At 70.2% G+C, this 13,595-nt stretch carries 9 protein-coding genes; 6 read left to right on the top strand and 3 right to left on the bottom strand.

The window, feature by feature from the left end; all coding sequences use genetic code 11:
- Position 1: 1 nt before the first annotated feature.
- Together LLS1_RS05590 and LLS1_RS05585 are read right to left on the bottom strand one after the other, a co-directional pair.
- Positions 2–1,960, bottom strand: a complete 1,959-nt coding sequence (locus LLS1_RS05590; protein WP_226653938.1) for a YhgE/Pip domain-containing protein — start codon at positions 1,958–1,960, stop codon at positions 2–4.
- A complete protein-coding gene (locus LLS1_RS05585) occupies positions 1,960–4,848 on the bottom strand; it encodes an MMPL family transporter (protein WP_226653937.1) in 2,889 nt (962 codons plus the stop codon). Before LLS1_RS05585 ends, LLS1_RS05590 begins: the two co-directional genes overlap by 1 nt.
- A 127-nt stretch (positions 4,849–4,975) precedes the next feature.
- On the opposite strand from LLS1_RS05585, the gene LLS1_RS05580 reads away from it, so the two are divergent.
- Both LLS1_RS05580 and LLS1_RS05575 read left to right on the top strand, forming a co-directional pair.
- Positions 4,976–5,662, top strand: coding sequence for a TetR/AcrR family transcriptional regulator (locus tag LLS1_RS05580; protein ID WP_223360520.1), 687 nt, complete (start codon positions 4,976–4,978; stop codon positions 5,660–5,662).
- 64 nt (positions 5,663–5,726) lie between these two features.
- A complete protein-coding gene (locus LLS1_RS05575; RefSeq protein ID WP_226653936.1) occupies positions 5,727–6,599 on the top strand; it encodes an SGNH/GDSL hydrolase family protein in 873 nt (290 codons plus the stop codon).
- A 24-nt stretch (positions 6,600–6,623) separates the two neighbouring features.
- Here LLS1_RS05575 and LLS1_RS05570 read toward each other — a convergent pair whose 3' ends face one another.
- On the bottom strand, positions 6,624–7,424 hold the full coding sequence (locus LLS1_RS05570) for a sugar phosphate isomerase/epimerase (protein WP_226653935.1): 801 nt from the start codon (positions 7,422–7,424) through the stop codon (positions 6,624–6,626).
- Between the two features lie 155 nt (positions 7,425–7,579).
- Here LLS1_RS05570 and otsA point away from each other — a divergent pair, with 155 nt between their 5' ends.
- The 4 genes from otsA (at position 7,580) to LLS1_RS05550 (ending at position 13,593) form a co-directional block, all read left to right on the top strand.
- Positions 7,580–9,106, top strand: a complete 1,527-nt coding sequence (gene otsA / locus LLS1_RS05565; protein ID WP_226654043.1) for an alpha,alpha-trehalose-phosphate synthase (UDP-forming) — start codon at positions 7,580–7,582, stop codon at positions 9,104–9,106.
- 46 nt (positions 9,107–9,152) lie between these two features.
- Complete coding sequence (gene otsB, locus LLS1_RS05560; RefSeq protein WP_226653934.1) at positions 9,153–9,965, top strand: trehalose-phosphatase; 813 nt, start codon at positions 9,153–9,155, stop codon at positions 9,963–9,965.
- A 74-nt stretch (positions 9,966–10,039) separates the two neighbouring features.
- Entirely contained in the window at positions 10,040–11,734 is a 1,695-nt protein-coding gene (gene ilvD / locus LLS1_RS05555; RefSeq protein WP_223360525.1) for a dihydroxy-acid dehydratase, read from the top strand.
- 53 nt (positions 11,735–11,787) lie between these two features.
- Positions 11,788–13,593, top strand: coding sequence for an acetolactate synthase large subunit (locus LLS1_RS05550; protein WP_226653933.1), 1,806 nt, complete (start codon positions 11,788–11,790; stop codon positions 13,591–13,593).
- Positions 13,594–13,595 lie beyond the last annotated feature (2 nt).

Here is a 13,595-nt window from a genome sequence, read left to right as displayed (position 1 = left end):
ACTACTCCGCGGGCAGCAACTGCGCCGCCCGCACCACGCGCCTGCGTGCGATGGCGAAGAGGGCGAGGCCGAACCCCAACGCGGCCCAGAGCAGCAGGCCGCCGAGTCCGCGCCAGACGTCCGAGCTGCCGGCCACGACACCCTGCAGCGCCGTGATCGCCGGCGAGGTCGGCAGCCACGGTATCGCGGCGTCGAAGAACGCGGGCGCCGTCGACACGATCCCCGAGGCCAGCGTGACCACGACGACCAGCATGGAGAGGAACCGTCCGACACCGCCGAGGAGCGCGACGAGCCCGTGGTTGACTGCGGCGAACGCGACCCCGACGCCGATCGCGACCGCTGCGAAGCCGAACCACCGTCCCGCGTCGAGAGAGAGCGCCGGCTGCATGATGGCCGCGACGAGCACGCCCTGCACCGCGCCGAGAACAGCGGCGGGGACGAACCCGTCCAATGCGATCAGCCCTGCGGCGCGCGAGGTCAGCAGCGCGCGCCGCGAGACGGCCTGCAGCACGAGGAACGACGCGAGCGCGCCCAGCCAGAGCGCGACGGAGGCGAACAGCGGGATGCTCGTCGAACCGAACGCGGAGGTGCCGCTGGTCTTCTGCGTCACCGGATCGGAGACGACGGACGCCAGATTGGTGCGCTCGCCGGAGTCGTAGCTCGGCAGCTGTGCCACGGCCGACTTCAGGCCGGAGGCGAGGGAGGCCGCACCCGAGGCCGACTGGTCGGCGCCGGAGGCGAGCGGTGCGACACCCGAGGCGAGCTGCGAGACGCCGTCGGAGAGTTGCGCGGCACCGCTCGCGGACTGGGACGCGCCCGACGCGAGCTGGGCGGCGCCGGAGGCGGACTGCTGGGTGCCGGAGGCGAGCTGCTGGGCGGCAGACGAGAGTTGCGACACTCCGGATGCCAACGCGGGCATCCCCCCGGCGAGGGTCTGGACGGCGGGCGTCAGCTTGGCGGAGTAGCCGTTCGCGGTGTTGAGCGGCGTGAGCTGGACGGCGAGCTCGCGGCAGAGCGCGCCCACCTCGGCACTCGTCGGAGCGGCGCAGTACCTGCTCACCGCGGAGTTGATGCCCGTCGTCGCCGCGCTCAGGTTCGTGTTCATGGTCGTCATCGAGTCGGCCAGCGTCTTCGTCTGAGCAGGAAGCGGTGTGGTCTGTTGATTCAGCTCGGACAGCCCGCCTGCCAGCTTGGACGAGCCGTCGGACAACTGCGCAAGTCCGCTCGACAGCCCGGTCGCGCCCGAGCTCAGCTGTGCGGTCCCGCTCGACAGCGACGACGCTCCCGTGGAGAGCTGCCCGGCGGCGTCGTTCAACTGGTGGGTGCCGCTCGCCAGCTGGGTGAGGCCGTCGGAGAGCGAGGCGGCGCCGGTGGCGGCCTGGCCGATCTGGTCGTGCAGGGTGTTGAAGCCGACGTAGACGTTCTCGAGATAGGTCGACGTGAGCTGCTTGTTGAGCACCGTCGTGGCCGTGCTCGTGACGACCTGGCTGATCGCGGGGTCGACGAGCTTCGACTTGTCGCTGGTGCGCACGTCGATCGTCGCCTGCGTGGCGTCGGCGGCGTCGCCCGAGGGGGAGGTCGCCGCCTTCGAGAACGATTTCGGGATGGTGACCACCGCGACGTAGGTGCCGTCGGCGATGCCCGCGTCGGCGTCCTTCTGATCGGTGAGCACCCAGGAGAAGTTGTCGTTCTCGCTGTCGAGCAGGCCGGCCGAGAGCTGGCGGCCCAGCGGCACGGTCTTGCCGTCGACCTTCACGGGCTGGTCCAGGTTGACGACCGCGGCCTTGACATCGCCGAGACGCTCGGTCGGGTTCCACAGCGCCCAGACGAGCAGGCCGCCGATGGTGAGCGGCACGAGCACGATGCCGACGATGGTGAGCCATGTGATGCGCTTGTCGGAGCGCACGCGCTCCAGCGAGAACAGCGAGCGGGGGCGGCGGAGGGGGGAGGGGGTGGTCATCAGGCGTTCGCCTTCTCGAGAGGGGCCGGCTGGCGGGACGTGCGGTCGGGGGAAGCAGTCGGGTCGTCCGGCAGGAGGAGCGTGCCGGCCTCGACGCCGTCGGGGAGCAGGTCGTCGAGGCCCGACGGGTCGACGCAGCTGACGACGAGTGCGAACGGACGCTGGTCGACGCGGGCGCGGCTGAGAGCGGCCGTCAGCTCGGAGCGGATGCGGCGCCGCTCGCCGGGATCGGTCACCGCGTCGGCCGCGTCGAGCGCGAGCAGCTGCGGCCTGCTGGCGAGGGCGCGCCGCACGTCCTCGACCGGGGTGTCGGAGGCGCCGAGGCGGACGACGGAGGTGCGTGAGCGCACGCCCGAGCCGCGCGTGGGGAGCACCAGCCCGGCGACCTTCATCGTGCCGGAATCCGGCCTGGTGCGCCCGGAGACGGCCATCAGCAGGGTCGTAGCCGCCGTGCGGTCGTCGCCGTGGACGACGAGCACCTCGCCGTCGCCGAGCCGGAAGGACACGTCCCGCAGGACCGCACGCCCGCGCACGCTCACGGAGAGGTCGTCGGCCGCAGCCACGAAGCGCGCGCCGGGTTCCGGCCAGTCCGCCAGCTCCAGCTCCTTCTGCAGGCCGTCGCCCTCCACGTCGAACGAGGGGAGGACGCGGTCGAGCCAGCGCGGCATCCACCATGCTTTGTCGCCGAGGAGCTGCAGTACCGCGGGAACCAGCGTCATGCGCACGATGAAGGCATCGACGAAGACGCCGACCGCGAGTCCGAGGGCGATCGGCTTGATGGAGGTGTCGCCCTCCGGGACGAACGCGGCGAAGACGGAGATCATGATGATCGCGGCCGCGGTGACGACCTTGGCGGAGCCGACGAAACCGCTCTGCACCGCGCGCCGGGCATCCTTGCCGTGCACATAGTCCTCGCGGATCCGGCTGACGAGGAACACCTCGTAGTCCATCGCGAGGCCGAACAGCACGCCCATGAGGATGATCGGCATGAAGCTGATCACGGGACCGGTCTTGTCCACGTGCAGCGCGTCGGCGAGCCAGCCCCATTCGAAGACCGCGGTCACCGCGCCGAAGGCGACGCCGACGGAGAGCAGATAGCCGAGCGCGGCCTTGATGGGCACGGCGATCGACCGGAACACCATCGTGAGCAGCACGAGCGAGAGACCGACGACGAGGATGCCGAACGGCAGCAGAGCCCCCGCGAGGCGGTTGGAGACGTCGATCTGGGCGGCGGTCGTCCCCGTCACCTTGAGATCGACCCCGTACTCGTCGAGGAAGTGCTGGTGCTTGGCCCGCAGCTCGGCGACCAGGTCGGAGGTGCGCTGGTCGTCGGGACCCGTCGTCGGGATGACCTGGACGATGCCGGTGTCCGCGGTCGCGTTCGGCGTCGCCAGTGGCACCGCGGCGACACCGGGCAGGTCCGCGATCTCCGCGCCGATCTTGTCCATCAGCCCGACCGGGTCGGTGCTGGAGATGATCGAGCCGGTGACGATCAGCGGGCCGTTGTAGCCGGGGCCGAAGTGCTCCGAGATCAGGTCGTAGGTGATGCGGGCGGGGTCGTCGGCGGCATGCGAGCCCGCGTCCGGAAGGGCGAGCCGCAGCTGCATCGCGGGCAGGGCGGCGATCCCGAGCGCGACGACGACCGCGACCACCGTGACGATCGAGAAGCGGGTGACGGCGCGGACCCAGCCGCGGAAGAAGCCGCGCGGGATCTCGGCCGTCGCGGCATGCGCGAGGCTGGGTGTCGCGGAGGGGGTGGATGTGGACTCCGCGGGCGCGTCGGCAGAGTCGGGCGCCGTTGCCGCGGTCCCCGCGGAGGCCGACGCCCGCGCAGCGCGCTTCGCGGCGCGGCGGCCGGCGCGTCGTCCCGGAGTGATCCGCGCACCGGCGAAGCCGAGGAGCGCGGGCGTCAGAGTCAGTGCGACGAGAACGGCGACGGCGACGGCCGCCGAGGCGGCGAAGCCCATGGTCGTGAGGAAGGGGATGTTCGCCACGGCGAGACCGGCCAGCGCGATGATCACCGTGATGCCCGCGAAGAGCACCGCGGACCCGGCTGTGGCGACCGAGCGGGCCGTCGACTCCTCGGGATCGACGCCGGCCTTCAACTGGCTCTGATGTCGCGAGATGATGAACAGCGAGTAGTCGATGCCGACCGCCAGGCCGAGCATGAGCGCGAGCAGCGGGGTGGTGGAGGAGATGGGGCCGAAGACGGTGGCGATGAAGATCAGCGCCATCGATAGCGCGACGCCGAGCAGCGCCGTCGCCAGAGGCATCCCCGCGGCGATGATCGAGCCGAACGTCACGATGAGCACGACGAGCGCGATCCCCACGCCGACGAGCTCGGTGAGGGAGAGTGTCGGCAGGCTCTGGGAGAACAACTGCCCGCCCACGGCGACCCGCGAGCCGTCGGGGAGCTCCTTCTGCAGCTCGGCTCCCGCGTCTTTCAGAGCGGTCTTCGTCTCCGCGGTGACGGTGGTCTGCTGGCCGGTCAGCTGCACGGTGATGATCGCCGCCGTGCGGTCGTCCGAGATGAGGTTCTTGACGGTCGTGCTGTACGGGGAGGTCGCCCCCGACACCCCGTCGACCTTGGCGAGATCGGCGACGGTGGACTCCACGGGGTCCGTGATCGCAGGTTGGTCGACGGTCTCGCCCTCGGGCGCGACGACCACGATCTGTGCGCTCGTCCCGCTGACCTGCGGGAAGGTGCGGCTCAGCGTGTCGAGCGCCTCCTGCGACTCGGTGCCCGGGATGCTGAAGGTGTTGTCGGTGCCGTGGTTGAACGCGACCGCGCCGCCGGCGAGCAGCACGAGCAGCAGCAGCCACAGCGAGACGACCAGCTTGCGGGCGCGGAAGGCCCAGCGGCCGATCGAATACAGGAGTGAGGACACACGTTCTCCAGCGGTGAGGTGACCAGCGGCGTCACGGAATGATGAGTTTCGATACACCGTTGTATTCGATGCTCGACTGTATCGGATACACTCGTGTATCTGGAACTCGACTCAGGAAGGTTTCAGCTTGGACAGCACAGCTCTCACAGAAGGACACGAGGATGCGCCCGTCGAGGATGCTCCCGTGGAGTCGGCGCGCCGCCGTCGCACCCGGGCTCGGCTGCTGGACGCCGCATTCGACGTTTTCGCCGAGCAGGGCGTCCGCGCGGCGAGCGTCGAGACGATCGCCGAGGCGGCCGGTTTCACCCGCGGTGCCTTCTATTCGAATTTCTCCACCAAGGAGGAGCTGTTCTTCGCGCTGATGGAGCGCGAGAAGACCATGCGGCTCGAGCAGCTCGACCTCGGCCTGGCCCAGCACCTCGCTCCGCTCGTCGACGCCGGGGTGGTGGAGCTCGACGACGCACAGGTGCTCGATATCGTCACGAAGATCCTGGAACTGCAGTCCGACGACCGCCGCTGGTGGCTCGTGCAGTCGGAGTTCCAGCTGCTCGCCCTGCGCGACCCCGCGATCGCGGGCGGCTACCTCGCATTCCAGGACGGTTTCTACAGCGACCTGACCGAGGTCGTCGTCGCGGCACTGGCGAGCGCCCGCCGGCGCTTCACGATCGAGCCGGCGGAGGCGGTCCGTGTGATCGCAGATCTGTGCGCCAGCGAGGAGGCGCGCGCACTGCTCTCGGGCGACGAGCGCAAGTTCTCGGAGCGGCTGTCGGAGAGCGTGCCCGCGGTGCTCCTGGCGCTGACGGAGCGCCTCTGACCGTCCGGCGGACGCACGGCGACATCGGAGCCGACGTCGAGCCGGGTTCGGTACGCTCGATCAGATGCGACGCAGAGCCCTCCCGAACGCACTCGCCGGCGTCCTCGCCGCCGCGGTGCTGACCCTGGTCGCCGCCTGCTCCGGCGCAGCCGACACCGCCCCGGCGGCCACGCCGCAGGCCGAGGCGACTGCGACGCCGACCGCGACGCCGGACCCCTTCCCGCGCCGCCCGCTGACGGCGAGCACCCGCTACGTCGCGCTCGGGGACTCGTTCGCCGCGGGCATGGGCGGCGGCAACGAGACGGGCAAGTGCCGTTCGAGTTCGGCGAGCTATCCCGACGTCTTCACCGAGGAGGCCGGGATCGACCTGATCGTGAACGCGGCCTGCTCCGGGGCCACCACCTCCGACCTCCTGCGCAAGCAGCTCGTCTCGCTCGACGACCGGACGGACCTGGTCACCGTCAGCATCGGCGGCAACGATCTGGGTGTCGCTGCGATCGCCGCCGACTGTGCGGCGGGCAAGGCCGCGTCGTGCCGCAGCCAGCTGACCTCGGCACTCTCGCTGCTCAACGTGCTCCCGGAGCGGCTGGCGACGGTCTACGACGCGATCCTCCAAGCGGCGCCCAACGCGCGCATCGTCGTGACCGGGTACGCCCTCATGTACGACGCCTCGAACCCGGACGCCAAGGACTTCGGCATGGCGGCCGCGATCAACGCGGCCACGATCGGCCTCAACCAGGTGATCGACGACGCGGTGGACGCCGAACGAGCCAAGGGCGCGCCGATGACGTATGTCGGGGTCGACTTCGCCGGACACGCCATCGGGAACGCGAAGCCGTGGGTCCACACGAGCGGCGTTGACGCGTTCCACCCGACGGCGGACGGCTACGCCGAGTACGCGAAGCAGCTCGTGCGGCGTCTCGGCACCGCCGGCTGACGTCGCGGACCTCGTCGGAACCCTTCAGCCCCCGGCGACGCTGCTGTGATCGCGCGCGAACGCGAGGGTCTCACGCAGCAGGTCCCGTCGCTCCGCACCCGAGCGCGCTTTTCGCGTGTTGACCTCGGCGACCACCGAGCCCGACCATCCCGAGCCGGCGAGCAGCCGGAGCACCTCGGCGACGGGCTGGGTCCCGCGCCCCGGCACCAGGTGCTCGTCGAAGACGCGCGTGTCGTCGAGCGCGCCCGAGCCGTCGCACAGGTGCACGTGGCGAAGCCGGTCGCCCAGCTCCTCCGCCATCCGCAGGCCGTCGACGCCGCTGAGCGCCGCGTGGGAGAAGTCGAGCGTGACCGCGTCGCAGTCCATCGGCAGCGGGTTCCAACCGGGGGAGTAGGCCGCCATGCCCCGGCCGGCCACCTTCCACGGGAACATGTTCTCGACCGCGACCGTCACGCCCGTCGCCGCGGCCGTCCGCCGCACGATCCGGAGGAAGTCCTCGGCGTACTCGGACTGCCAGCGGAACGGCGGGTGCACCACGACCGTGTCGGCGCCGAGCTCCGCGGCGAGCGCCGCCGACCGCTCCAGCTTGATGCGCGGGTCGCGCCCCCAGACGAAATGGGTGAGCAGGAGGACCGGGGCGTGGACACTGAGCACGGGGATGCCGTATTGCTCGGCCAGGGCGGCGAGCGGCGGTGCGGACTGCGTCGCCTCGTCGCGTGTGACCATCACCTCGACACCGTCGAAGCCCAGCTCGGCCGCGGTGCGGAAGGCCTCCTCGAGGCCGAGCGGGTAGACGCAGGTCGTGCCCATGCCGATGCGCATCACAGGCGCACTCTAGCCCCGGGCGCTGAACGCGATGTGTCCTCACGCCGAACGACGGCCCCGCGTCAAGGCCCCCGCCGACGCGCGGGGACGCTGGTACTGTGGCGAGCAAGCCACCCCCGCCGACCCGACCATCGACCCGAGGGAGAGGATCCACCATCTCAGCCCAGCCCGCCACCGCGTCCACGACCGACACCTACGAGTTGGTCATCGTCTCGAACCGCCTCCCGGTCGACCGGGTGATCGACGGCGACGGCGAGGCGAGCTGGCGGCCCTCCCCGGGGGGACTCGTCGCGGCGCTGGAGCCGGTGATGCGCGCGCAGGACGGCGTCTGGATCGGCTGGGCCGGTGTCTCGGGCGAGGAGATCGACTCGTTCGAGGCCGGCGGTATCAACATCCTCCCCGTTCCCCTCAGCGAGCAGGAGCTGCAGGAGTACTACGAGGGCTTCTCGAACGACACCCTGTGGCCGCTGTACCACGACGTGATCGCCCAGCCGAGCTATCACCGCGAATGGTGGGAGAGCTACGTGAAGGTCAATCGCCGGTTCGCGGATGCGGCCGCCGGTGCGGCCTCCTCCGGCGCGGTGGTGTGGGTGCACGACTACCAGCTGCAGCTCGTCCCCGCCATGCTGAGGGAGACGCGGCCCGACCTGGTCATCGGCTTCTTCAACCACATCCCGTTCCCGCCGTACGGCATCTACTCGCAGCTGCCGTGGCGGCGCCAGATCATCGACGGGCTGCTGGGGGCGGACGTCATCGGGTTCCAGCGCGTCGCCGACGCGGGCAACTTCTCGCGCGCGGTCCGCCGCCTCAAGGGATACGAGACGCGGGGGCCGATCATCGAGGTTCCGATCGACAGCGACGACCCCGAGGCCGGGTCGCACCGCCATGTGACGACGAACCGGCACGGCGGTCTCGTGCGCACCGTCCTCGCCAGGGCCTTCCCGATCTCGATCGACGCGGAGCAGTATCAGGATCTCGCCCGCCGTCCCGACATCCAGGCTCGGGCGAAGGAGATCCGCGAGGAGCTCGGCAACCCCGAGACCATCATGCTCGGCGTCGACCGGCTCGACTACACGAAGGGCATCGGCCACCGGCTGAAGGCGTTCGGCGAGCTGCTGCGTGACGGCGACCTCTCGGTCGAGGACGTCACCCTCGTCCAGGTCGCGAGCCCCAGCCGCGAGCGGGTCGAGACCTACCGTCAGCTGCGCGACGAGATCGAGCTCACCGTCGGCCGCATCAACGGCGACTACGCCACCCTGGGCCACAACGCGGTCGCCTACCTCCACCACGGCTATCCGCGCGAGGAGATGGTGGCGCTCTACCTCGCCGCCGACATCATGCTCGTGACCGCCCTCCGCGACGGCATGAACCTCGTCGCCAAGGAATACGTCGCGACCCGGGTGGACGACGACGGGGTGCTGGTCCTGAGCGAGTTCGCCGGCGCGTCGGACGAGCTCCGCCAGGCCCTCCTCATCAACCCGCACGACATCGAGGGGCTCAAGGAGACGATCCTCCAGGCCGTCGCGATGCCCAAGCGCGACCGCGTGCGCCGCATGCGCGCCCTGCGCAAGAAGGTGCTCACCAACGACGTGGCCCGCTGGTCCGCGTCGTTCCTCGACGCGCTCACCCGTGCCGCGCACGGCGACCACCCGCTGCAGAACCCGCCGGTGAACCGCCGCTGAGCCGCTCCCGGTTCGCCCTCTCCTCCGTCCCGACCCGGAAAGCCGTATGACCGACACCGCCCCGCACACCCCTCCCGCCTCCGCCGTCGCCCTCGCGGCGGCCGTGCGCCGCCTCGCCGACGCCGACCGGCTGCTGCTCGCGCTCGACTTCGACGGCACCTTGGCGCCGTTCGTGGACGTGCCGCGCGGAGCCCGCGCGCTTCCGGAGGCCAAGGCGGCGCTCGACCGGCTCGAGAAGCTGCCGGACACCTGGGTGGCCTACGTCTCCGGCCGACCGCTGGAGAGCCTCGAGGCCGTGACGGAGGCCGACGCGGACGCCCTGCTGATCGGATCGCACGGCGTCGAGATCCGCTTCGGGCGCGACGGCGTCTCGCTCGACCTGAGCGACGAGGAGCGCGCGACGCTCGAGCGGCTGGGGGAGGCGCTCGGTCGGCTGGTGGACAGCGTCCCGGGGACGAAGCTCGAGGTCAAACCGGTCGGCTTCGGCGTGCATTACCGCACGGTGGAGGGGGACCGCGGGCCGGAGGTCGTCCGTCGCGCGTACGAGGCGGCCGGTGCTGTCAGCGACGCGCTCACCGTGCGCGACGGCAAGGACATCATCGAGTTCTCCGTGCGCGGCGCGAACAAGGGGGACGGCATCGAGCGGCTGCGCGAGTACACGCGGGCGACCGCCGTGCTGTTCGCCGGAGACGACGTCACCGACGAGGACGGCCTGCGCGTCCTGCGGCCGCAGGACGGCGACGTGGGGATCAAGGTCGGCACGGGGGAGACCGCGGCGCAGTACCGGGTGGCGGACGAACGGGCGATCGCCACGCTGCTCACCCTGCTCGCCGACGCGCGCACCTCCTCCACAGCCTGAGGCGCCGCGCGGCCTCTCCACCGATCCGACGACGCATGGTCGGAGCGGCATCCGAGAAGTCCTAGAGTTGTCACATGCCAGAGATCGATTGGAAACCGCGCTCCCGCGTCGTCACCGACGGAATCGAAGCCACGACGAGCCGGGGCATGCTCCGCGCCGTCGGAATGGGCGACGAGGACTGGGAGAAGCCGCAGATCGGCATCGCCAGCTCCTGGAACGAGATCACCCCCTGCAACCTCTCCCTCGACCGCCTCGCACAGGGCGCCAAAGAAGGCGTCCACTCCGGCGGCGGCTACCCGCTCCAGTTCGGCACCATCTCCGTGTCCGACGGCATCTCGATGGGTCACGAGGGCATGCACTTCTCGCTCGTCTCCCGCGAGGTCATCGCCGACTCGGTCGAGACGGTCATGATGGCCGAGCGCCTCGACGGCACCGTGCTGCTCGCCGGCTGTGACAAGTCGCTCCCCGGCATGCTGATGGCCGCCGCGCGCCTCGATCTGTCCGCCGTGTTCCTCTACGCCGGATCCATCGCCCCCGGCTGGGTCAAGCTCTCCGACGGCACGGAGAAGGATGTCACGATCATCGACTCCTTCGAGGCCGTCGGCGCCTGCAAGGCCGGCAAGATGAGCGAGGAGGACCTCAAGCGCATCGAGTGCGCCATCGCTCCGGGCGAGGGCGCCTGCGGCGGCATGTACACGGCCAACACCATGGCGTCCGTCGCCGAGGCTCTGGGCATGAGCCTGCCCGGCTCGGCCGCGCCGCCGTCAGCGGACCGCCGGCGCGACTACTTCGCCCACCGCTCGGGCGAGGCCGTCGTCAACCTGCTCAAGCAGGGGATCACGGCCCGCGACATCCTCACCAAGAAGGCGTTCGAGAACGCGATCGCGGTCGCGATGGCGTTCGGCGGCTCGACCAACGTCGTCCTGCACCTGCTCGCCATCGCGAACGAGGCCGAGGTCGAGCTCACGATCGACGACTTCAACCGCATCGGCGACAAGGTGCCGCACATCGGCGACCTCAAGCCGTTCGGCAAGTACGTGATGAACGACGTCGACCGCCACGGCGGCGTCCCCGTCGTCATGAAGGCCCTGCTCGACGCCGGGCTCCTCCACGGCGACTGCCTCACCGTCACCGGCAAGACCGTCGCGGAGAACCTCGCAGAGATCAACCCGCCTGCTCCCGACGGCGAGGTCATGCGCACGCTCGACAACCCGATCCACGCCACCGGCGGTCTCACGATCCTCAAGGGATCGCTCGCCCCGGAGGGCGCGGTCGTCAAGACGGCGGGCTTCGACGCCCAGGTGTTCGAGGGTCCTGCCCGCGTGTTCGAGCGCGAGCGCGCGGCCATGGACGCCCTCACCGAGGGGCGCATCAACGCCGGCGACGTGGTCGTCATCCGCTACGAGGGTCCCAAGGGCGGCCCGGGCATGCGCGAGATGCTCGCCATCACGGCGGCCATCAAGGGCGCGGGGCTCGGCAAGGATGTACTACTATTAACGGACGGACGATTCTCAGGCGGCACAACCGGCCTGTGCATCGGCCACATAGCACCCGAAGCGGTGGACGCAGGTCCCATCGCCTTCGTGCGCGATGGTGATCTGATACGGGTCGATATCGCGGCTCGCTCCCTCGACCTACTGGTCGACGAGTCAGAGCTGACCGCCCGCCGTGACGGCTGGGCTCCTCTTCCTCCGCGCTATACCCGTGGCGTTCTCGCGAAGTACTCCAAGCTCGTGCACTCTGCAGCAGAAGGCGCGGTCACGGGGTAGCCCTTCGCTCCTCCAGCAGTCAACCGTTTCGTACGTAAGGGACCGATACAGGCATGTCCTCGGATGCAACCCCCCACACCGTGTTGCCCTCCGCGACGCCCGGCAAGGCGTCGCCCGAACCACTGACCGGCTCGCAGGCCGTCGTCCGCACCCTCGAGCTGCTCGGCGTCACCGACGTCTTCGGGCTCCCGGGCGGCGCGATCCTGCCGATCTACGACGCCATCGTGGACTCGGCAAAGATCCGCCACATCCTCGTCCGCCACGAGCAGGGCGGCGGCCACGCCGCCGAGGGCTACGCGTCGGCCTCCAACAAGGTCGGCGTCGCCATGGCGACCTCCGGACCCGGCGCGACCAACCTCGTGACCTCGATCATGGACGCGCACATGGACTCCGTCCCGGTGGTCTTCATCACCGGCCAGGTCTTCTCCACCCTCATGGGTACGGACGCGTTCCAGGAGGCCGACATCGTCGGCATCACCATGCCGATCACCAAGCACTCCTTCCTGGTGAAGCGCGTGGAGGACATCCCGGCCACCATCGCCGCGGCCTACCACATCGCGGGCACCGGCCGACCGGGCCCCGTGCTCGTCGACATCACCAAGGACGCGCAGCAGAACACGGCGCCGTTCGTGTGGCCGCCCAAGGTCGATCTGCCGGGCTATCGGCCGATCACCAAGGCGCACGGCAAGCAGATCCTGGCGGCCGCGCAGCTGCTCGTCGAGAGCAAGAAGCCGGTGCTCTACGTCGGCGGCGGCGTCATCCGCTCGCGGGCGTCGCAGGAGCTCCTCGAGCTGGCCGAGGCCGTCGGCGCTCCGGTGGTGACCACCCTGATGGCGCGCGGCGCGTTCCCGGACACCCACGAGCAGCACCTCGGCATGCCGGGCATGCACGGCACGGTCCCGGCCGTGCTCGCGCTCCAGGAATCGGACCTCATCGTGTCGCTCGGCGCGCGGTTCGACGACCGTGTCACCGGTAACACCTCCCTTTTCGCGCCCCACGCGAAGATCGTGCACGTCGACGTCGACCCTGCCGAGATCTCCAAGATCCGCATCGCCGACGTCCCGATCGTCGGCGATGCCAAGGACGTCATCGTCGATCTGACCGCCGCGTTCCAGGACGCGTCTGCGACCGTCAAGCCCGACCTCGTCGAGTGGTGGACCTACCTCAACGGGCTCCGCGAAGAGTTCCCGCTCGGGTTCACCCCGACGAGCGACGGGCTGCTGGCACCGCAGCACGTGATCCAGCGGATCGGCGAGCTGACCGGGCCGGAGGCGATCTACACCGCCGGCGTCGGCCAGCACCAGATGTGGGCGGCGCAGTTCATCAAGTACGAGCGGCCCAACTCATGGCTCAACTCCGGTGGCGCCGGCACGATGGGCTACTCGGTCCCCGCGGCGATGGGCGCCAAGGTGGCCCAGCCGGACCGCGTGGTGTGGGCGATCGACGGCGACGGCTGCTTCCAGATGACCAATCAGGAGCTCGCCACCGCCACGCTGAACGACATCCCGATCAAGGTCGCGATCATCAACAACTCGTCGCTGGGCATGGTGCGGCAGTGGCAGACGCTGTTCTACGACGGCCGCTACTCCAACACCGACCTCAACACCGGGCACGACACTGCGCGCGTCCCCGATTTCGTGAAGCTGGCCGAGGCGTACGGCGCCCTCGGCATCCGCGTCACCAAGGAGGAAGAGGTCGACGCCGCCATCAAGCTGGCCCTCGAGACCAACGACCGCCCGGTCGTGATCGACTTCGTCGTGAGCGCCGACGCCATGGTGTGGCCGATGGTCCCCCAGGGAGTCAGCAACAGCTACGTCCAGTACGCACGCGACCACAGCCCCGCCTTCGGAGAGGAGTGACC

The sequence above is a fragment of the Leifsonia sp. LS1 genome (assembly GCF_020521355.1).
Classification (GTDB): Bacteria; Actinomycetota; Actinomycetes; order Actinomycetales; family Microbacteriaceae; genus Leifsonia.
Note: the sequence above shows the minus strand (reverse complement) of the source record. Positions and strands in the feature narration are given on the sequence as shown.